Origin of the sequence: Sphingopyxis sp. BE235 (genome assembly GCF_031457175.1) — a bacterium.
GTDB lineage: Bacteria > Pseudomonadota > Alphaproteobacteria > Sphingomonadales > Sphingomonadaceae > Sphingopyxis.
The window spans coordinates 530,001-549,913 of the sequence record NZ_JAVDWC010000001.1; the positions used below are offsets into that span (position 1 = coordinate 530,001).

Below are 19,913 nucleotides of genomic sequence, written 5' to 3' on the forward strand. Positions count from 1 at the left end.
TGTAGGCGCAGCGAAAGCGAGTCTGAATAGGGCGAATGAGTTTGTTGCATTAGACCCGAAACCCGGTGATCTAGGCATGACCAGGCTGAAGGTGCGGTAACACGCACTGGAGGGCCGAACCGTTCAATGTTGAAAAATTGTCGGATGAGTTGTGTTTAGGGGTGAAAGGCCAATCAAACCGGGAAATAGCTGGTTCTCCGCGAAATCTATTGAGGTAGAGCGTCAGACGAATACCATGGGGGGTAGAGCACTGGATGGATGCGGGGGTCGCGAGATCTACCAATTCTAACCAAACTCCGAATACCCATGAGTAATATCTGGCAGACAGACGGCGGGTGCTAAGGTCCGTCGTCAAAAGGGAAACAGCCCTGACCTACAGCTAAGGTCCCCAAGTCACGTCTAAGTGGTAAAGCATGTGGGAATCCCAAAACAACCAGGAGGTTGGCTTAGAAGCAGCCATCCTTTAAAGAAAGCGTAACAGCTCACTGGTCTAAATAAGGGTTCCTGCGGCGAAAATGTAACGGGGCTCAAGACGTGCACCGAAGCTTAGGGTGTGTAGTTTACTACACGCGGTAGCGGAGCGTTCCGTAGGCTGATGAAGCGATCTGGTAATGGGTCGTGGAGGTATCGGAAGTGCGAATGCTGACATGAGTAGCGATAAACAGGGTGAGATGCCCTGTCGCCGAAATCCCAAGGGTTCCTGCTTAAAGCTAATCTGAGCAGGGTAAGCCGGCCCCTAAGACGAGCCCGAAGGGGGTAGTCGATGGGAACCACGTTAATATTCGTGGGCCTGGAGGTGTGTGACGGATCTCGTAAATTGTCTGCTCTTATTGGATTGAGCAGGCTTTGAAGAGGTTCCAGGAAATAGCCCCTCCATTATAGACCGTACCCTAAACCGACACAGGTGGGATGGTAGAGTATACCAAGGCGCTTGAGAGAAGTCTCCTGAAGGAACTCGGCAAATTGCCTCCGTACCTTCGGAAGAAGGAGGCCCTCATTCCGGGCAACCGGTTTGAGGGGGCACAGGCCAGGGGGTAGCGACTGTTTAGCAAAAACACAGGGCTCTGCTAAGTCGGCTTCAAGACGACGTATAGGGCCTGACGCCTGCCCGGTGCCTGAAGGTTAAGTGGAGTGGTGCAAGCTGCGAAATGAAGCCCAGGTAAACGGCGGCCGTAACTATAACGGTCCTAAGGTAGCGAAATTCCTTGTCGGGTAAGTTCCGACCTGCACGAATGGCGTAACGACTTCCCCACTGTCTCCAGGAGATGCTCAGCGAAATTGAATTCTCCGTGAAGATGCGGAGTACCCGCGGTTAGACGGAAAGACCCCGTGCACCTTTACTGCAGCTTCAGAGTGGCATTAGGAAAGAACTGTGTAGCATAGGTGGGAGGCTTTGAAGCATCGGCGCCAGCTGATGTGGAGCCATAGGTGAAATACCACCCTGTTGTTTTCTGATGTCTAACCTCGATCCATGAAACTGGATCAGGGACCCTCTGTGGCGGGTAGTTTGACTGGGGCGGTCGCCTCCTAAAGAGTAACGGAGGCGCGCGATGGTAGGCTCAGGACGGTTGGAAACCGTCTGCAAGAGTGCAATGGCATAAGCCTGCCTGACTGCGAGACTGACGAGTCGAGCAGAGACGAAAGTCGGTCATAGTGATCCGGTGGTCCCGAGTGGAAGGGCCATCGCTCAACGGATAAAAGGTACGCCGGGGATAACAGGCTGATGATTCCCAAGAGCTCATATCGACGGAATCGTTTGGCACCTCGATGTCGGCTCATCACATCCTGGGGCTGGAGCAGGTCCCAAGGGTTTGGCTGTTCGCCAATTAAAGTGGTACGTGAGCTGGGTTCAGAACGTCGTGAGACAGTTTGGTCCCTATCTGCCGTGGGCGTCGAAATTTGAGAGGAGTTGACCCTAGTACGAGAGGACCGGGTTGAACATACCTCTGGTGTACCTGTCGTGGCGCCAGCCGCGCAGCAGGGTAGCTATGTATGGACGGGATAACCGCTGAAAGCATCTAAGCGGGAAGCCTCCCTCAAGATAAGATTTCTTAGAGCCGTGGAAGACCACCACGTTGATAGATCGGATGTAGAAGCGCGGTAACGCGTGGAGCTAACCGATACTAATTGCTCTATTCGCACTTAAGAGTCCCGCCATCAACGACAAGCCTGACTGGTTTGTCCGCGATATGTGGATGATTGATCAGACAAATATTGCACGGACATCGATTGAAACCCTTTTTGACCCACGCCGGCTTCATTGCTTGGTGACCATGGCGTCAGTGACCCACCCGATCCCATCTCGAACTCGGCCGTGAAACCTGACAGCGCCGATGGTACTGTGACTTAAGTCCCGGAAGAGTAGGACGTCGCCAGGCATTGTAGTCGGCGTAAGGTCGAAAAGAGGAAAACCCATTCACAAAGTTAAAGGCCGGCAGCGATGCCGGCCTTTTGCTGTTTTGCCGGTCCCCAGGGACCCGCAAGCTGGTTGACGCGGGATGGAGCAGCCCGGTAGCTCGTCAGGCTCATAACCTGAAGGTCGTAGGTTCAAATCCTACTCCCGCAACCATCAAAAAGCCCGCCTTCCTTCTGGGATGGCGGGCTTTTTGCGTTTTGGCGCGTGCGGGCGTCGGCGAGGCGGACAAGCGGATTCGTCGCTCGACGATCGTGCTTCGGTCGTCCTGCAGTGGACCTCGACGACGACGGTCCTCGCGGCCAGCAGCGCATAGGGCGCGAGGACCGCCACATTCGCGAGGATGATACCGCTCGCCAGTCCAGGTATGACCACCCACCCGTCCGTGTTCGATCTCCCGATCAGGCAGCCCATTCGGCCGGGTCGGATTCCTCGCCGATCAGCGCGAGGCCGTGCGCGATCGAGGTGAGCTCGCCGCCGGTCGCAATGCGATTTTCGCCGAAACGGCGGTCGAACATCGCGCGGATCGCCGGGATCAACGACGAGCCGCCGGTGAGGAAGACGCGATCGATCGCCGCGGGCACGACGCCCGCGCGGGCGAGCGCCTGATCCATCGCCGCCTCGATGCGGCGAAGATCGTCGGCGATCCATTGCTCGAAATCGGCGCGCCGCACGTCGGCCCCGATCTCGATCCCGCCGCCGGCGAAATGAAATTCAGCGTGATCGTTGCTGGAAAGCGCACGCTTGAGCTTGCCCACCGCATCATAGAGCGGGAAGCCCTGCTCATGCTCGATCAGCGCGATCATGCGGCCGATCAGGTCGGGCCGCTCGGCGTCGCGTTGCAGGCGGCGGATTTCCTCGATCGTGCGGCGGTTGCGCATCATCGCGAGCCGCGACCAGTCGCCGAAATCGGCGAAATAGCCGCCGGGGATTTCGAGCAGCTTGTCGAACGAGCGATATTGGCTGCCCTTGCCGAGCAGCGGCAGCACCAGCCGATCAACGATACGGTAATCGAAACGGTCGCCCGCGATACCGATCCCCGACGAGGCGAGCGGCACGCAGCGACGCGGGCTCCCGGGCTCGGCGACGCGGACGATCGAAAAGTCGGTGGTGCCGCCGCCGAAGTCGGCGACGAGGATTGTCGCGGGCTCGGTCAGGCGCGAGGCATAGCTGTGCGCGGCGCCGAGCGGTTCGTGGACATAATAGATTTCGGTGCCGAACGCCGCGAGCATCGCGTCGTAACGCTGGCGCGCGAGTTCGGGATCGGGGCGCGCGCCAGCATATTCGACCGGACGGCCGACGATGATGCGGCGTGGCCGTTCGTCGAGCGCGCCGCCGGCATGCGCGACAAGGCGCTGGAGGAACAGGCGCCCCATATCCTCGAAGCGGAACGGCTTGTTGAAGATCATCGCGCGCTCGAACAACGGGCTCGCGGCGACGCTCTTGAACGACTGGATGAACCGGCTGTCGAGCGGCGACTGGAGATATTCGTCGATCGCCCACGGGCCCGCCTCGTGCGCGATGCCGTTCCAGCCGCGTTCCTCTTCCCAGAAGCAGAGCGCCGAGCGGAACACCGCATCGCCCGCGTCGCCGAACGCGACCAGCTCGGTGCCGCCCTGGCCATCGGCGAGCGCGACGACGCTGTTCGTCGTGCCGAAATCGAGGCCGAGCGCGCTCGCGGCCGCCTTGTCCATACATGCTCCTGTAGCTGGGGATTCCCGGTTGGGGGCGGCGCCTATTGCACAGGAGGGTGGGGGGAGCAAGTTTCCGCGGGGAGCTCAGTCGTCGGAGCTCCACGCGCGACAGAAGGTGTCGACCGCGGCGTCGACATCGTCCCGAAGGCGATCGAGGTCGCGGCTTTCGGGAAGGTTGAGCATCGCGAATTGATAGATGCCTGATTGGCAAAGGCCGGTGAATTGCTGCACCGCGCGCATCGGGTCGCCCATCCGGATCTCGCCGCGCACCATTTTTTCGCCCACCCAGACGGCGGCGCGCGCCTTTCCTCGGCGCGGGCCGCGCTCGTAAAATGTCTCGGCGAGGTGCGGGAAACGCTCGGCTTCGCCGACGACGAGGCGAAAGAGCGACAGGATCGGCGTCGCGGTCAGCTTGGTCATCAGCAGATTGCCGAATACCCGCAAGACATCGGGCACCGGCTCGTCAAGCGGCAGGTCGATCGCGAGCGCGTCGCCATATTGCGCGACGATGTCGTCGACGACCGCGGCGAAAAGCTCCTCCTTCGACGGGAAATAGGTCCAGAGCGTCGTCTTCGATCCGCCGACTTTGCTCGCGATCGACGACATCGTCGTCCCGGCATAGCCATTCGCAAAGAACAGCTCGCGCGCGGCATCGACAAACGCCTTGCGGCGTATCGCCGCGGCGTCGTCGAGGGCAGGCGTACTATCTGGTATCATTTCGATTGACAACGCTTCCTCCGAAGTTCATCTGCGCATGATACCAGCTAGTATCGTTGGAAGCCATGCCCCGGACAATTTTTCTCTCCACCGCTGTTTTCGGCCTGCTCGCGGGCTGCGCGAGCGTTCCCGACCTTGGACCCAAGCCCGTTCCGGCGGCGGCCGAGTCGCTGGAATCGCACGCGACATTCGCCCGCGCTGAGGGCGAGTGGCCCGCCGAAGGCTGGTGGCAGGGCTTGGGCGACGTCCAACTCAATACGCTGATCGCAGAGGGTTTGAAGGGCTCGCCCGACGTTGCGATCGCCGCCGCGCGTGTCCGCGCGGCCGAGGCGATGGCGCAGCAGGCGGGTGCTGCCCTTCTGCCGCGGATCGGCGCCGAGGCGAGCGCGGGCGGTGTCCAGCAAAGCCAGAACATGGGCATCCCGCCTGGCTTCGTGCCCGACGGCATTCAGGACACCGGTCATATCGCCGCGACCTTCAGCTTCGACCTCGACCTGTGGGGCCGTAACCGTGCGGCGCTCGCCGCCGCGACGTCGGAGGCCGAGGCGGCGCGCGTCGACGCGGCGCAGGCGCGGCTGATGCTCACCACCGGGATCGCCGCCGCCTACGCCGATCTAGCCGGCTATTATCACGCAATCGACGTCGCCAATGACGCTGTGCGCGTCCGCACCGCGAGCGCCGACCTGTCGGGCGAGCGCGCGCGTGCGGGGATCGAAAATCAGGCGAGCCAGCGGCAGGCCGAAAGCCGCGCCGCGTCGGCACGTGCCGACGTCGTCGCGCTCGAAGAAGCGATCGCGACGACGCGTAACCGGATCGCCGCGCTGATCGGTGGCGGACCCGACCGCGGCCTGTCGATCGCGCGCCCCCAGATGGCGCGCCCGTCGCGCGGACTGCCGGGCAATGCGGGGATCGACCTGATCGGGCGGCGTCCCGATATCGTCGCGGCGCGGCTGCGGTCCGAAGCCGCCGCAAAACGCATCGATGTCGCGCGCGCCGATTTCTATCCGAATATCAGCCTGTCGGCGCTCGTCGGGCTCCAGTCGCTCGGCCTCTCCAACCTGTTCAAATCGGGGTCCGAATATGGCAATGGCGGCGCCGCGATCAGCCTGCCGATCTTCGAGGGCGGGCGCCTCCAAGGGCGTTATCGTGGATCGCGCGCCGATTATGATGTGGCGGTCGCGACCTATGACCGCACGCTGATCGGTGCGCTGCGCGATGTCGCCGATATCGTCGCGAGCCGCGTCGCAACCGAACGCCAGCTCGTCGGTAGGCGCGAAGCGCTGACCGCCGCCGCCGAAGCGTCAAAGCTCGCCGAACTGCGCTATCGCGCCGGCCTCTCGAACCAGATCGTCCAGCTCACCGCCGAGGACAGCATGGTCGCCTTGAGCCGCGCCGTCGCCGACCTCGAAGCGCGCCAGCTCTCGCTCGACATCGCCCTGATCCGCGCGCTTGGCGGCGGATATCGGGCCGCTAATTCAACAGGAGACGAATGATGGCCGACGAAACGGCTGCAGCCGCAAACCCCGCTCCCGAGACTCCCGAAGCCCCCCCCGAAGCCAATGGCGCCAAGCGGAAGAAGCTCTTGCGCATCCTCGCGATCGTCGTCGTGACGGTCGCGATCCTGTGGGGCCTCTGGTATTTTCTGACGCAGGCCGGACGCGTTCATACCGATAACGCCTATGTCGGTGCCGACTCGGCGCAGGTGACCGCGCTCGTCTCGGGACCCGTCAAGGAAGTCCGCGTCAGCGGCACGCAGGCGGTGAAGAAGGGCGACATCCTCGTGATCCTCGACGACGCCGACCAGCGCATCGCGGTTGCCGATGCCGAAGCGGCGCTGCGCCTCGCGCGCCAGCGCTATGGACAGGCCGACGCGACCGCCGATGCGGCGCGGGCGCGCGTCGCGGCGCGCGGCGCCGATATCGCGCAGGCCCGCGCGCGGCTGCGCGACGCCAATGCGACGGTCGAGCGCGCACGCGCCGAACTCGCGCGGCGCGAAAGCATTGCCGGCACCGGCGCCGTGTCGGGCGAAGAGCTGACTTCGGCGCGCGCGGCGCTCGCTTCGGCTTCGGCGGCGCGCGATCTCGCTGCGGCGGGCATCGCCTCGGCCGAGGCGACGCGCGGCTCGGCGAGCGGCGATTTGGGCGCCGCCGAGGCCGTGGTGCGCGGGACGACGATCGACACCGCGCCCGACGTCGCGGCCGCCGAAGCGCGGCTCGAAAAGGCGCGTCTCGACCTCGCGCGCACCGTGCTGCGCGCGCCGGTCGACGGCATCGTCACCAACCGGCAGGTGCAGGTGGGGCAGCGGATCGCCGCGGGCGCGCCGATCATGGTGCTCGTCCCCATCAGCACCGCCTATGTCGACGCCAATTTCAAGGAAAGCCAGTTTGAGGATATCCGCATCGGCCAGCCGGTCGAACTGGTGTCGGACTATTATGGCGGCGACGTCGTCTATCGCGGTAAGGTGATCGGCATCGCCGGCGGCACCGGCGCGGCCTTCTCGCTGATCCCCGCACAGAATGCCACGGGCAATTGGGTGAAGGTGGTGCAGCGCCTGCCGGTGCGCATCGCGCTCGACCCGAAGCAGCTCAAGGAACATCCGCTGCGCGTCGGGCTGTCGATGGAAGCCACGATCGATACGCGCGGTCGCTGACAAATGGCCAGCGCCGCCCTCCCTGCATCCGCCATCCCCGCCGAACCGCAGCCGCTGACCGGCGCGCGGCTGATCGTCGCCGCCTTCGCGCTGGCGCTCGCCAATTTCGTCGTGGTGCTCGACACCACGATCGCCAATGTGTCGGTGCCGCATATCGCGGGCGGGCTCGCGGTGTCGCCGACGCAAGGGACGTGGGTGATTACCAGCTATGCGGTCGCCGACGCGATCAGCGTGCCGCTCACCGGCTGGCTCGCGATGCGCTTCGGCACGGTGCGCTGGTTCATGATCTCGATCATCGGCTTCGGTATTTTCTCTTTCCTCTGCGGCGTTTCGCGCACGCTCGATGCGCTCGTGCTCTTCCGCGTGCTGCAGGGGCTCGCGGGCGGCCCGCTGATGCCGCTGTCACAGATATTGCTGCTGCGTATCTTTCCCAAGGAAAAGGCCGGGATCGGCCTTGCGATCTGGGCGATGACGACGACAACCGCGCCGATCCTCGGCCCGATCCTCGGCGGCACGATCAGCGACAACTGGACGTGGCCGTGGATCTTTTTCATCAACCTGCCCGTCGTCGCGATCTGTGCGTTCGGCGTCTTCACGTTGCTGACGCCGTTCGAGACCAAGCGCGCCAAGGCGCGGATCGACGTCGTTGGCCTGATCCTGCTTGTCGTGTCGGTCGGCGCGTTCCAGATCATGCTCGACACCGGGCGCGAACATGACTGGTTCGGATCGACGTGGATCGTCGGGCTCGCGGTCGTCTCTGCAATCAGCTTTGCGGCTTTCGTGATCTGGGAGCTGACCGACGCCAATCCGGTCGTGAACCTGCGCATCTTCCGTTTCCGCGGCTTCACCTTCGCCACGATGGCGATATCCTTGGGCTTCGGCGCCTTCTTTGCGCAGGTCGTACTGACGCCCTTATGGTTGCAGCAGGTCGCGGGTTATACCGCGACGCAGACGGGGTTCATCGTCGCGTGGCTCGGGGTGTTCGCCGTCCTCCTGTCGCCCGTCGCGGCGGGGCTGATGACCAAGGTCGACGTGCGCATCACCATCTCGGGCGGTATCCTGTGGATGGCGGTGATGTCGGTGCTGCGCGCGAGCTGGAACGCCGATGTCGGCTATTGGACTCTCGCGCTGCCGCATATCCTGCAGGGGATCGGCATGCCCTTCTTCTTCGTCGGGCTCACCGCGCTCGCGCTGAGTTCGGTGCCCGCGCAGCACCAGACGTCGGCGGCGGGGCTGATGAGCTTCCTGCGGACGCTGTGCGGGGCGATCGGCACCGCGGTCGCGACGACCGCGTGGGACGATGCCAGCCGGACGTCGCGGTCCGAGCTCGTCTCGTCGCTCAATAACCCCGAAGCGACGATGACCTCGCTGCAAAATGCCGGCTTCACGCTCGAACAGGCGCGCGCGGCGATCGAGCGGCTGGTCGAGGTGCAGGCGTCGACATTAGGCGTGCTGCACCTGTTCCTCGCGTCGGGCGTCGTGTTCGTGCTTGCCGCTATATCGGTGTGGTTCGCGCCGCGGCCGAAACAGATTTCGATGGGCGGCGGGCATTAACGTTATTTGGCGAACAGCTGATCCAGGTCCGCGAACGCCTTGAACTCGAGCGCGTTGCCCGCCGGATCGTAAAAGAACATCGTTGACTGCTCGCCGGGCTGGCCGGGAAAGCGCGTGTGCGGTTCGATTACGAATGTCGTGCCCGCGGCCTTCAGCCGGTCGGCGAGCGCCTGCCATTCGGCGGGCGACAGCACGACGCCGAAGTGCGGCACCGGCACCGCATGGCCGTCGACCGGATTATGCGCGGCCGATGCGCGCGGCGTATCGACGCGGTGCGCGACGATCTGATGCCCATAGAGGTTGAAGTCGATCCAGTCGGGATCGCTGCGCCCCTCGGGGCAGCCGAGGATAGTGCCATAGAAATGGCGCGCGGCGTCCAGATCGTCGACGGGAAAGGCGATGTGAAAGGGGGCGAGGCCGGTCATGCTCCCCATTTGCCGCACCGACGCACGGAAAGCCAGTCCGGGACTTGGGTTGTGCGCCGCAACATGCTAGGCGCGCGCCCATGCTGACGATCAACGGAATCACTGTACGCCTTGGCGGGCGCGCCATCCTCGAACGCGCCACTGCGAGCCTGCCGGCAAAAAGCCGCGTCGGGCTGATCGGGCGCAACGGCGCGGGCAAATCGACGCTGATGAAGGTGATGATCGGCCAGCTCGAAGCCGACGAGGGCAGCATCGACATGCCGCGCAAGACGCGCGTCGGCTATATCGCGCAGGAAGCGCCGAGTGGAACGTCGACTCCGTTCGATACCGTGCTCGCCGCCGACACCGAACGCGCCGAATTGCTCACGGCATCGGAGACCGAGCAGGACCCCGACAAGCTCGGCGACATCCACGAACGGCTGATCGCCATCGACGCCTACACCGCGCCCGCGCGCGCCGCGCGCATCCTGATCGGGCTCGGCTTCGACGAGGAGATGCAGGGGCAGCCGCTCGACAGCTTCTCGGGCGGGTGGAAGATGCGCGTCGCGCTCGCGGCACTGCTGTTCTCCGAACCCGATCTGCTGCTGCTCGACGAACCGTCGAACCACCTCGACCTCGAAGCGACCTTGTGGCTCGAGAATTTCCTGCGCGCCTATCCGGGGCAGCTCGTCGTGATCAGCCACGAGCGCGACCTGCTCAACAATGTCGTCGACAATATCCTCCATCTCGAAGGCGGCAAGGTCACGCTCTACACCGGCGGCTATGACTCGTTCGAACGTCAACGCGCCGAACGTGCGGCGCAACTCGCCGCGGCCAAGGCATCGCAGGACGCCCAGCGCGCCAAGCTCCAGGATTATGTCGCGCGCAACAGCGCCCGCGCCTCGACCGCGAAACAGGCGCAGTCGCGCGCCAAGATGCTCGCGCGGATGCAGCCGATCGCCGCGCTCGCCGAGGATCAGACGCTGGCGTTCGATTTCCCGAGCCCCGACGAGCTGAAGCCGCCGTTGATCACGCTCGACCTCGCGAGCGTCGGTTACGCGGAACGCCCGGTGCTGCAGCGGCTCAACCTGCGCATCGATCCCGACGACCGGATCGCGCTGCTCGGCCGCAACGGCAACGGCAAGACGACGCTCGCGCGCCTGCTCGCGGCGCAGCTGACGCCGATGGCGGGCGCGATGGCGGCATCGGGCAAGATGCGCGTCGGCTATTTCACCCAATATCAGGTCGAGGAACTCGACGGCAGCGACACCCCGCTCGCGCATATGACGCGCGTGATGGAAGGCAAGACGCAGGGCGCGGTGCGCGCGCAGCTCGGCCGCTTCGGCTTTTCGGGCAACAAGGCGGTGACGCAGGTCGCGAAGCTGTCGGGCGGCGAACGCGCGCGGCTGGCGCTGGCGCTGATTACCCGCGACGCACCGCATTTGCTGATCCTCGACGAACCAACCAATCACCTCGACGTCGACGCGCGCGAGGCGCTCGTACAGGCGCTGAACGGTTTCGACGGCGCGGTGGTGCTGGTCAGTCACGACCGCCACATGCTCGAACTCACCGCCGACCGGCTCGTGCTCGTCGATGACGGCACCGCGCGCGAATATGACGGCAGCATGGACGATTATGTCGACATGATCCTCGGCAAGGGTCCGCAGAAGGACCGCGTGTCGAAAGCTGACAAGAAGGAAGACCGCAAGGCCGCGGCCGCCGCGCGCGAAGCGGCGGCGAAGATCAAGAAGGACGTCAGCGACGCCGAGGCCGATCTCGCCAAATATGAGGTCGTGCTCTCGGCCATCGACCGCGCGATGTTCGATCCGCAGGGTGCTGCGAGCGAATATAAGGGACTGACGATGAGTGAATTGTCGCAGCGGCGCGGCAAGATCGTCGCTGCGCAGGAAGCCGCCGAGGCGCGCTGGGTGACGGCGAGCGAAGCGCTGGAGGCGTTTGAGAGCGCGGCCGCCTAGGTTATCTGTTCCTACTTCGTCACCCCGGACTTGATCCGGGGTCCAGACACCCAAAGCTGCCATGGATGCCGGATCACGTCCGGCATGACGAATTGTTGTGGGCTCACCCGCATTGACTCCGCCACCCCAATCCATCATAATAGTTTCAATTGAAACTAGATGGGAATGCGACATGGCCGACCTTTTCGATAATCCGCTGGGCCTCGACGGCTTTGAATTCGTCGAATTTTCGGCGCCCGAAAAGGGCATTCTCGAACCCGTGTTCGAGGCGATGGGCTTCACGCTGATCGCGCGCCATCGCTCGAAGGACGTCCAGCTGTGGCGCCAGGGCGGCATCAATTTGATCGCCAATTACGAACCCAAATCGCCCGCTGCTTATTTCGCCGCCGAGCACGGCCCGTCGGCGTGCGGGATGGGCTGGCGCGTCCGCGATGCGGCGAAGGCGTACAGCGAAGCCGTCGCGCGCGGCGCCGAACCCGTCGAGGTCAACCCCGGCCCGATGGAACTGCGCCTGCCCGCGATCCGCGGCATCGGCGGCTCGATCATCTATCTGATCGATCGCTATGGCGACGACCTCAGCATCTACGACATCGATTTCGTCTATGAAGAGGGCGTCGATCGCCACCCGGTCGGCGCGGGCATGCAGCTGATCGATCATCTGACGCACAATGTCTACGGCGGCCGCATGGCGCATTGGGCGGCGTTTTACGAGCGCATCGCGGGCTTCCGCGAAATCCGCTATTTCGACATCAAGGGCGAATATACCGGGCTGACGTCGAAGGCGATGACCGCCCCCGACGGCAAGATCCGCATCCCGCTCAATGAAGAGGGCGCGGGCGGCAAGGGGCAGATCGAGGAATATCTGCGCGCCTATAATGGCGAGGGCATCCAGCATATCGCGTTCAGCTGCGATGACTTGTACGCCGCGTGGGACAAGCTGAAAGCGCTCGGCAACCCCTTCGCTCCCGCCCCGCCGGCGACCTATTATGAGATGCTCGAAGAGCGGCTTCCGGGCCACGGCGAGTCGGTCGAGGGCCTCCAGTCGCGCGGCATCCTGCTCGACGGCTCGACGACCGAAGGCGACCCGCGCCTGCTGCTCCAGATTTTCGGCCAGACCGTGATCGGTCCGGTCTTCTTCGAATTCATCCAGCGCAAGAAGGACGAAGGCTTTGGCGAGGGCAATTTTACGGCGCTGTTCAAATCGATGGAAATGGACCAGATTCGCCGCGGAGCCCTGACCGTCGAGGAACCCGCCGAATGACGAGCCCGATCAAATTGGGCGGTGTCCACCACGCCGCCTATCGCTGCAAGGATGCGAAGGAAACGGTCGACTGGTACGAGCGCATGCTCGGCATGACCTACACGACCGCTTTCGCCGAGGATCATGTGCCGTCGACCGGCGAATATGACCCCTATATGCACGTCTTCCTCGAGGCGGGGAACGGCAACATCCTCGCTTTCTTCGAGCTGCCCAACCAGCCCGACATGGGGCGCGACGAGAATACGCCCAAATGGGTCCAGCATCTCGCGTTCAAGGTCGGCAGCTATGACGAGCTGGTCGCCGCGAAGGCGCATCTGACGGCGAACGGCGTCGACGTGCTCGGCCCGACGCACCACGGCATCTTCAAGTCGATCTATTTCTTCGACCCCAACGGTCACCGCGTCGAGCTGGCCTGCGACATCGGCACCGACGAGCAATATGCCGAGCTGAAACGCGTCGCACCGCTGATGCTCGAGGAATGGAGCCAGACCAAGAAGGCCCCGCGCCACGCCGACTGGCTGCACCAGGCGGCGAACGAGTAGGCATCGCGCATCCTTCTATCGTCATCCCGGACTTGATCCGGGATCCGCCGCAGCGCTTGAAGTCGTGGACCCCGGATCACGTCCGGGGTGACGATAAATTGAGGGGTGTTGTCCGCCCCTTCGTTGAACTATTTCCGGTCCAGCCCGATGCTCTCGAGCGTCGCGCCGCTGCACTTGTCGGCTTCCTTGCTCTTGCCGTCGCCCGACAGCGCGCCGATCGCGAGGAATCCTGCGACCACGGCGACGAGGAACGCGCCGGTGACCCAGATCAGATATTTGTCGATGAACGCCTTGATCGGCGCCCCGAATAGCCGGAACAATATGCCGACGAGCATGAAGGAAAAGGCCCGGCTGGCGAGGCTCGCCCACAGAAAGGTCCAGAAACTCATGTGGATGAAGCCGGCGGTGATCGTCAGCAGCTTGAACGGGATCGGCGTCGCGCCCTTGATCAGGATGATCTCGGCGCCGAACTCGCGCAGGTAACAGGCGGCCGACGGGAAGGCGTCGGTGAGCCCGAGCGCGCCAAGCAGCGCGAGCCCGACGCTTTCATAGAGGAAGAAGCCGATCAAATAGCCGAGCATGCCGCCCGCGACCGACGCGAGCGTGCAGATGATCGCATAGCGCACCGCCTTTTTCGGGTTCGCAAGGCACATCAGCCCCAGCATCGGGTGCGGCGGAATCGGGAAGAAGCTCGCCTCGACGAAGGAAACCAGTGCCAGCCAGTATTCGGCGTGCGGATGCGCGGATTTCTCCATGGTCCAGTTATAAAGCCTCTGGATCATGGACTTGTTACGCGGTGTGGCGGTCATGCTGGTCCTTGCGGTGGCGACGTCGGCCCTCCTATGCCGCCCGCGCCGTGCGAAGTCGAGCCGAAGCCTGGCATGCCGTGACCGAAAAACGCCGGAACCGTCGGGGAACGGTTCCGGCGTTGCTCCCACCAGAGACGGGAGCAAGGGACCTCGTAGCGTCCGCGCTATCGGCGAAGGGTCACCGCCGCGAGATCATGATCGCGCTGGCCAGCGTCATCGGCGTGCCGGTCCGTTGGGCGGCAATGATCTCCTTGCCGGCTTCGCGGCCTCTCGAAAGCGCGCTCCGGAAGCAATGGCCGGTGGCCATTTCCCGCACGGTCGATTCGAATTCGGGCCGGACGTCACATACCGATCGCGCCGCGGCGCGCAGGCGGCTGTCGAGCCGCGCCCAGCCGGCATCGGTGTCGAGATTGAGGTCGGCATAGCTGACTTTGACCACCTCGATTTCACCTGCCGGTGCAGTCGCTACGATGGGCTGAGAAAATGCGGGTGCTGCGCCGAGCAGCAACAGGGGCAGAGCCATGAAGATACGCATCGAGTTACTCCCTTTCACCATGTCCCAGCCGAACGGCAGGCTGCGGATGCGACGGGAGTAGCGGGCGCGCATGTCGGCGGCCGTGAGAAGAGCGTCAATCCGGTATTAAAAATACGTCAAAATCCAGAATGTTGAAATTTACCGTTCGTCTGCCCGTCAAAAAAATGTTATTCCGTCTTCGGGAAAAACATACGGCCGCAATCCCTCGACCAAGGAGGTCGCGCCGTGAATTCTGCATTCGCAAAAAACGAGCGGCATATCGCCGCCGTGCCGCCAGTATTGCGGCTCCTTGGTGACTTTGCCGTCGAGCCGCCCGCCCTGTCCCCCACCAGCCGCAAGGCCCGCGCCCTTCTTGCCCGGCTCGTGCTTGCCGACGCGCCGCTTGCGCGCGACCGGCTGAGCGCGCTTCTCTGGAGCCGCCGCCCCGATGCACAGGCGCATGCCAGCCTCAGGCAATGTCTCGTCGAACTGAAGCCCTGGACGCGCGCATTGCCGCCGCTGCTGCACGCCGATCGCGAAACCGTCGCCATCGACCGCACACAAGTCATCGACGATATTTCGCTGCTTCACGCCGCGTGCGCGGTGGACGATGTCGCCGTGGTCCTGAACCGGCTGCCCGCGCACGATGTCGGGTTGCTGGCCGATCTCGACGGTATCGACGAAGCATGGGACGACTGGCTCGCGGTCGAGCGCACGCGTCAGGGCGAAGCGATCGTCCGCGAAGTGCTCGCGGTGGCGGAAAGGCGGCTGCAGGCGGGCGATGTCGAAGGGGCCCTCGCGGTGGCGGATAAGGTGACGCGCTTCGATCCGTGCAGCGAACATGCCGCGCGGCTGGTGATGAGCGCGCGCTGGGAAGCGGGCGACGGCGATGGCGTGCGCCACGCCTGGCAGCGGATCGAAGACGCGCTCGCACGCGGAATCGACGGCAAACCCTCGGTCGAAACCGCCGAACTATATCGACGCCTGGCGGCCCGGCCCTGTCCCCCTGACCTTCACCCGGTCGCCCACCCGGTCGCCCACCCGGTCGCAGCGCCCGCGATGGCAGCCAATCCAACCGCCAGCCTGTCGCCGCGGCGCGCGCTGTTCCTCGGCGTGGCCGCGCTGGCGCTCGCGCTGACGGGCGCGGATGCGCCGCGGTCGCGATCCGCGGTCGCTGCATTCGATACGCCGGTGGTCCGCGTCGAACCGATCGAGCAGCGCGGCAATGATCCGGTCGAGGACCGTTTTGCCGATGCGCTGGCCGGCGATTTCGCGCGCTTTGCCAAGGCGTCGGGGGGCGCGGTCCGGGTGCTCGACGGAAAGGTGGCGGGACGCGCGGGCGATTTCATCGTCCGCATCGCGATCGAGCGCGACGGGAGTCAGTTCGTCAGCGAGTCGCGGATTGTCGACAGTTTGAACGGATCGATCCTGTGGTCCAGCCGTTTCGCGGCGCCCGTCGACGACCTCAGCCGGCTGCGCGAACGGACCGCGCTCGCGGTTGCCGGACTGGTCAACTGCGCGCTGACGCTGAACGGCCGGAAAGACCTGTTGGCGGCCGATGCGGATCGACGATCGCTGATCTTTGCGGTCTGCGACGCGGACACGGCTTTCGATGGACCCCGCGCAATCCGGTTGATGGAGGAGCTGGTTCAGCGCTGGCCGGGGGATGCCGACACGCTGGGATTGCTGGCGCAGGTCCGCATCAAGCATCTCTCGCACGAGATGGATCCCGCCAAATGGAACGTGGGGCGCGCAAAAGCGATCGATGCGGCGCGCCGGGCGCTTGCGATCGATCCCGACAATGTCCCCGCGCTGACCGCGCTGTCGCAGACGGGCGGGAGCGAATTGTTCATGGTCGAGGCCCTGCCTCTCGTTGACCGCGCGCTTGCGATCGATCCCGAATATCCGGCCGCATTGATGACGAATGCGGTGGGACTGTTCCAGGCCGGCTATGTTCAAGCCGGTGTCGGCCCGGCGCAGCGCGCCGCGCGCGCGGACCCGACGTCGATCTACAAGGCATTGGGGGTGGTCCGGCGTTATGGGGCGGCCGGGAAGATGCAGGATGCGATGAAGCAGTTCGCCGAAGTGGAGGCAATCTGGCCGGGGCATCCCGATCTTGCCGAACATCGCCGCCGTCTCGCGGTCGAACGCGGCCGGGACGCGGCGGCCGAAGTCTATCGCGGCGCAACGGCCGGGGAGCAGCGTGAATTCGATATGCTGCTCCTCCATCAATTTGCCGACCCTTCGATCGGATCGCGCGAGGTCGACGCCGCCGCCGAAGCCGAATTCGCGCGCTACCCTTCGTCGGCCTATGCACTGGCTGCGCATTTTGCGCGGCTCGGCGACCAGCCGAAGGCGCTTTCGTGGCTCGCGCGCGCGCCGATACGCAAAACCGACGGCCAATGGTCGCTTCTCTATTGGCCATCGGTCGCTCCGCTCCGGCGCGATCCGCAGTTTTTTGCCAAGCTGGCGCGGATCGGGCTGGTCGATTTCTGGCGGCGCCAGGGGCGCTGGCCCGACTTCTGCAACGAGCCCGGACTGCGTTACGATTGCAAAAGCGAAGCCGAGCGGCTGGTGCGCCTCGGCCGCGCCGTCAGTGGCGGAAGTGGCGCATCCCGGTGAACACCATCGCGAGGCCGGCCTCGTTCGCCGCCGCGATCACTTCGTCGTCGCGGATCGAGCCGCCCGGCTGAATCACGCAGGTCGCGCCCGCCTCGACCGCGGCGAGCAGGCCGTCGGCGAAGGGGAAGAAGGCGTCGCTCGCGACCGCGCTGCCGACGGTGCGCGGGGTCGCCCAGCCGTGGCTCTCGGCGGCTTCGCGTGCCTTCACCGCGGCGATGCGCGCGCTGTCGCGGCGGTTCATCTGCCCCGCGCCAATGCCCGCGGTCGACCCGCCCTTGGCATAGACGATCGCATTCGACTTCACATGTTTGGCGATCGTCCACGCGAACAGCGCGTCAGCGAGTTCTTCGTCGGTCGGCGCGCGGTCGGTGACGATCTTCAGGTCGGCGCGGGTGATGCGGCCATTGTCGCGGCTCTGCGCGAGCCAGCCGCCCGCGATCGTCTTGAGCATCAGCCCGCCGCGCGCCGGATCGGGCAGCTCGCCCGTCAGCAGCAGGCGGAGGTTCTTCTTTTTCGCGAACACCGCGCGCGCGTCGGCGTCGGCGTCGGGGGCGCAGACGACTTCGGTAAAGATGCCGCTGATCGCTTCGGCGGTCGCGCCGTCGAGCGGCCGGTTCACCGCGATGATGCCGCCGAACGCCGAGACATCGTCGCACTTCAGCGCCGCGTCATAGGCTTCGGCGATCGTCGCGGCGGTGGCAACGCCGCACGGGTTGGCGTGCTTGACGATGACGCAGGTCGGATCGGCCTCGCGGAATTCGGCGACGAGTTCGAGCGCGGCGTCGGCGTCGTTGATATTATTGTAGCTGAGTTCCTTGCCCTGCACCTGTTCGGCCTGCGCGATGCCGCGTGCAGCGGGGCCGGCGGGCAGGTAAAGCGCCGCCTTCTGGTGCGGATTCTCGCCATAGCGCAATTCGGCTGAGAGCTTGGCGGTCAGCGGCAGCGTATCGGGGAAGAATTTGCCCTGGTCGGCAAAGGCGAACCATTGCGCGATCATGCTGTCATAGGTCGCGGTGTGCGCGAAGGCGGTCGCGGCGAGGCGCTTGCGCAAGCCGAGGGTGGTCGCGCCGCCGTTGGCGTCCATCTCTTCGATGACTGCGGCATAATCTTCAGGCTCGGTGACGATGCCGACGAAGGCGTGGTTCTTTGCCGACGAGCGCACCATCGCGGGGCCGCCGATGTCGATATTCTCGATGATCGTATCGCGGTCGGCGCCGCTCATCACGGTCTGGAGGAAGGGGTAGAGGTTGACGACGACGAGGTCGATCGCGCCGATGCCATGTTCCTCCATCGACGCGACATGCGCCGCGTCGTCGCGCACCGCGAGGATGCCGCCGTGGACGGTCGGATGCAGCGTCTTGACGCGGCCGTCCATCATCTCGGGAAAGCCGGTGAGGTCGGAGACGTCGAGGACATTGTGCCCCGCTTCGCGCAATGCCTTCGCGGTGCCGCCGGTCGATACGAGTTCGACGCCGTGACGGACGAGCGCGGCGGCAAGGTCGGCGAGCCCCGCCTTGTCGCTGACGGACAGGAGGGCGCGGCGGACGGGAATCAGGTCGGTCATGGGGGAGGGCCTCGGCTGGCGATGGGATGACGCGGCCCCCCTAGGCGCGTCGTCCCTTAAGAGCAAGTACACGTCGCCCCCGCGAAGGCGGGGGCCGCTGGCAGCCTTGTGCAAGGCCGATGGCGGCCCCCGCCTTCGCGGGGGCGACGATTATCTTACAGCCCCAGCGCGGTCGCAATCTGGTCCCAGCGCACCAGTTTGAAATTCTGCGCCTTCGGGGCGTTGTCGCCGTCTTGCGCGAGGAAGATACCGTCGGGGTAGGCCGGACCGAAATTCCCCGCGACCGCCTCGATCCCGTCGGTCTCGCTCGTCGCTCCGAACGCGCCCGCAGCCACGGCAAAGCGGCCGACATATTCTATCCCGGGCAGGCGGAAGACCGCATAGGCATTATCGCCCTGGCTCGACACGAGCAGGTAGCGCTGGCCCTTGTGATCGATCGTCGCGAGGCCCTCGACGTCGGCGACGAGGCGCTGGTTGTCGACCGGCGCGACCATGCGGGCGGTGGCCGTCTTGCCATTGGGCTTCAACTCCCACACGCCGGCGTCTTCCTCACCGACATAGAGCGTATCGCCGTCGAAGACGCAGCCTTCGGACTGGGTCGGGATCTTATATTCCCATTCGGTTGCAAAGCTCGGCGTGCCGTCGACCGTTAGCGTGCCGACGCGCACCGTGCCGTCCTTGACGATCAGCGCCGCGGTGATCGGTGCGCCGGGCGCGGTCTTCTTGAGGCACAGGCCATAGGCTTCGCCGGTGCCCGCCGCGGCGCGGCCGAGCGCGACGATCGCCGGCTTGTCGGCGTCGAGGCGGAACACCGCGAGATGCGCGTTCACCCCATCGTTGCGATCGCTCGCGACGATGATGTTGCCCGCGACATCGACATTGTTGACGAGGCCCGCCTGGGTGAAGGCGATATCCTTGCCGGTCAGGTCATAGACATGCAGCCCCGCCTTCTTGTCGGTCGCGACGATCAGCGCGCGGTTCGGATTGACGGGGTCGACCCAGATCGCCGGGTCGTCGGCGGCGTCGGCCTTGCCCGTGCCGACGGGCGCGGTTTCGCCGCTCGCGGTCACCTGTACCGGGGGCAGGCCAGTGATGACGGGCGCGCTCGCGGCGCAACCGCCGAGCGCCGATGCAAAAGCCAGCGAAGTCAGCAGCTTTCCTTTGCCGATGGTGGCCATGATGATTCCCCCGTT

Annotated in this window: 14 protein-coding genes, 1 tRNA gene and 2 rRNA genes (1 of these 17 only partly in view); 10 read left to right on the plus strand and 7 right to left on the minus strand. The window is 64.8% G+C overall.

Features of this window, described 5'->3' with window-relative positions:
- The 3 genes from J2X38_RS02515 to J2X38_RS02525 form a co-directional block, all read left to right on the plus strand.
- Positions 1–2,146, plus strand: a 23S ribosomal RNA gene (locus J2X38_RS02515) (it extends 647 nt beyond the left edge of the window).
- Between the two features lie 117 nt (positions 2,147–2,263).
- Positions 2,264–2,378: ribosomal RNA gene (gene rrf, locus J2X38_RS02520) — 5S ribosomal RNA — on the plus strand.
- A 114-nt stretch (positions 2,379–2,492) separates the two neighbouring features.
- Positions 2,493–2,569 (plus strand) — tRNA-Met (locus tag J2X38_RS02525).
- Between the two features lie 245 nt (positions 2,570–2,814).
- Here the strand turns inward: J2X38_RS02525 and J2X38_RS02530 are convergent.
- Both J2X38_RS02530 and J2X38_RS02535 read right to left on the minus strand, forming a co-directional pair.
- Positions 2,815–4,107 carry an Hsp70 family protein gene (locus tag J2X38_RS02530; protein ID WP_310250954.1) on the minus strand — a complete coding sequence of 431 codons (1,293 nt, stop codon included), beginning with the start codon at positions 4,105–4,107 and terminating at the stop codon, positions 2,815–2,817.
- An 84-nt stretch (positions 4,108–4,191) separates the two neighbouring features.
- Positions 4,192–4,824 carry a TetR/AcrR family transcriptional regulator gene (locus J2X38_RS02535; protein ID WP_231732677.1) on the minus strand — a complete coding sequence of 211 codons (633 nt, stop codon included), beginning with the start codon at positions 4,822–4,824 and terminating at the stop codon, positions 4,192–4,194.
- A gap of 65 nt (positions 4,825–4,889) precedes the next feature.
- Between J2X38_RS02535 and J2X38_RS02540 the strand changes: the two genes are divergently transcribed.
- The 3 genes from J2X38_RS02540 to J2X38_RS02550 are packed head-to-tail and all read left to right on the plus strand — an operon-like array spanning position 4,890 to position 9,028.
- A complete protein-coding gene (locus J2X38_RS02540; protein WP_310250957.1) occupies positions 4,890–6,317 on the plus strand; it encodes an efflux transporter outer membrane subunit in 1,428 nt (475 codons plus the stop codon).
- Positions 6,314–7,474: an HlyD family efflux transporter periplasmic adaptor subunit gene (locus J2X38_RS02545; protein WP_310250961.1), complete on the plus strand. Its 1,161-nt coding sequence runs from the start codon at positions 6,314–6,316 to the stop codon at positions 7,472–7,474. Before J2X38_RS02540 ends, J2X38_RS02545 begins: the two co-directional genes overlap by 4 nt.
- A 3-nt stretch (positions 7,475–7,477) precedes the next feature.
- Positions 7,478–9,028, plus strand: a complete 1,551-nt coding sequence (locus J2X38_RS02550) for a DHA2 family efflux MFS transporter permease subunit (RefSeq protein WP_058538856.1) — start codon at positions 7,478–7,480, stop codon at positions 9,026–9,028.
- 2 nt (positions 9,029–9,030) lie between these two features.
- Here J2X38_RS02550 and J2X38_RS02555 read toward each other — a convergent pair whose 3' ends face one another.
- Positions 9,031–9,453 (minus strand): VOC family protein, encoded by a 423-nt coding sequence (locus tag J2X38_RS02555; RefSeq protein WP_310250964.1) that lies wholly within the window; start codon positions 9,451–9,453, stop codon positions 9,031–9,033.
- An 80-nt stretch (positions 9,454–9,533) separates the two neighbouring features.
- On the opposite strand from J2X38_RS02555, the gene J2X38_RS02560 reads away from it, so the two are divergent.
- The 3 genes from J2X38_RS02560 to J2X38_RS02570 all read left to right on the plus strand — a co-directional run bounded on the left by J2X38_RS02560 (position 9,534) and on the right by J2X38_RS02570 (position 13,211).
- Positions 9,534–11,408 (plus strand): ABC-F family ATP-binding cassette domain-containing protein, encoded by a 1,875-nt coding sequence (locus tag J2X38_RS02560; RefSeq protein WP_310250967.1) that lies wholly within the window; start codon positions 9,534–9,536, stop codon positions 11,406–11,408.
- A 172-nt stretch (positions 11,409–11,580) separates the two neighbouring features.
- The gene (gene hppD / locus J2X38_RS02565) at positions 11,581–12,669 is read left to right on the plus strand and encodes a 4-hydroxyphenylpyruvate dioxygenase (RefSeq protein ID WP_310250970.1); all 1,089 of its coding nucleotides are present in this window, start codon (positions 11,581–11,583) and stop codon (positions 12,667–12,669) included.
- Positions 12,666–13,211, plus strand: coding sequence for a VOC family protein (locus tag J2X38_RS02570; RefSeq protein ID WP_310250972.1), 546 nt, complete (start codon positions 12,666–12,668; stop codon positions 13,209–13,211). The genes hppD and J2X38_RS02570 overlap by 4 nt, the downstream gene beginning before the upstream one ends.
- Positions 13,212–13,339: 128 nt before the next feature.
- Here J2X38_RS02570 and J2X38_RS02575 read toward each other — a convergent pair whose 3' ends face one another.
- The gene (locus J2X38_RS02575; RefSeq protein WP_248458645.1) at positions 13,340–13,993 is read right to left on the minus strand and encodes a YqaA family protein; all 654 of its coding nucleotides are present in this window, start codon (positions 13,991–13,993) and stop codon (positions 13,340–13,342) included.
- 205 nt (positions 13,994–14,198) lie between these two features.
- Positions 14,199–14,627, minus strand: a complete 429-nt coding sequence (locus J2X38_RS02580; RefSeq protein ID WP_082639605.1) for a UrcA family protein — start codon at positions 14,625–14,627, stop codon at positions 14,199–14,201.
- Between the two features lie 153 nt (positions 14,628–14,780).
- Between J2X38_RS02580 and J2X38_RS02585 the strand changes: the two genes are divergently transcribed.
- On the plus strand, positions 14,781–17,156 hold the full coding sequence (locus J2X38_RS02585) for a BTAD domain-containing putative transcriptional regulator (protein ID WP_310250976.1): 2,376 nt from the start codon (positions 14,781–14,783) through the stop codon (positions 17,154–17,156).
- On the opposite strand, the gene purH is transcribed toward J2X38_RS02585, so the two are convergent.
- A complete protein-coding gene (gene purH / locus J2X38_RS02590) occupies positions 17,128–18,720 on the minus strand; it encodes a bifunctional phosphoribosylaminoimidazolecarboxamide formyltransferase/IMP cyclohydrolase (RefSeq protein WP_310250979.1) in 1,593 nt (530 codons plus the stop codon). The two genes, J2X38_RS02585 and purH, sit on opposite strands and share 29 nt — an antisense overlap.
- A 155-nt stretch (positions 18,721–18,875) precedes the next feature.
- Positions 18,876–19,898 carry a phytase gene (locus J2X38_RS02595; RefSeq protein ID WP_310250982.1) on the minus strand — a complete coding sequence of 341 codons (1,023 nt, stop codon included), beginning with the start codon at positions 19,896–19,898 and terminating at the stop codon, positions 18,876–18,878.
- Between the last annotated feature and the right edge of the window lie 15 nt (positions 19,899–19,913).

Excerpts from the sequence above, each read along its gene's own strand:
- J2X38_RS02530 (WP_310250954.1), bottom strand. The coding sequence starts at position 4,107 with ATGGACAAGGCGGCCGCGAGCGCGCTCGGCCTCGATTTCGGCACGACG.
- J2X38_RS02535 (WP_231732677.1), bottom strand. The coding sequence starts at position 4,824 with ATGATACCAGATAGTACGCCTGCCCTCGACGACGCCGCGGCGATACGC.
- J2X38_RS02540 (WP_310250957.1), top strand. The coding sequence starts at position 4,890 with ATGCCCCGGACAATTTTTCTCTCCACCGCTGTTTTCGGCCTGCTCGCG.
- J2X38_RS02545 (WP_310250961.1), top strand. The coding sequence starts at position 6,314 with ATGATGGCCGACGAAACGGCTGCAGCCGCAAACCCCGCTCCCGAGACT.
- J2X38_RS02550 (WP_058538856.1), top strand. The coding sequence starts at position 7,478 with ATGGCCAGCGCCGCCCTCCCTGCATCCGCCATCCCCGCCGAACCGCAG.
- J2X38_RS02555 (WP_310250964.1), bottom strand. The coding sequence starts at position 9,453 with ATGACCGGCCTCGCCCCCTTTCACATCGCCTTTCCCGTCGACGATCTG.
- J2X38_RS02560 (WP_310250967.1), top strand. The coding sequence starts at position 9,534 with ATGCTGACGATCAACGGAATCACTGTACGCCTTGGCGGGCGCGCCATC.
- hppD (WP_310250970.1), top strand. The coding sequence starts at position 11,581 with ATGGCCGACCTTTTCGATAATCCGCTGGGCCTCGACGGCTTTGAATTC.
- J2X38_RS02570 (WP_310250972.1), top strand. The coding sequence starts at position 12,666 with ATGACGAGCCCGATCAAATTGGGCGGTGTCCACCACGCCGCCTATCGC.
- J2X38_RS02575 (WP_248458645.1), bottom strand. The coding sequence starts at position 13,993 with ATGATCCAGAGGCTTTATAACTGGACCATGGAGAAATCCGCGCATCCG.
- J2X38_RS02580 (WP_082639605.1), bottom strand. The coding sequence starts at position 14,627 with ATGCGCGCCCGCTACTCCCGTCGCATCCGCAGCCTGCCGTTCGGCTGG.
- purH (WP_310250979.1), bottom strand. The coding sequence starts at position 18,720 with ATGACCGACCTGATTCCCGTCCGCCGCGCCCTCCTGTCCGTCAGCGAC.
- J2X38_RS02595 (WP_310250982.1), bottom strand. The coding sequence starts at position 19,898 with ATGGCCACCATCGGCAAAGGAAAGCTGCTGACTTCGCTGGCTTTTGCA.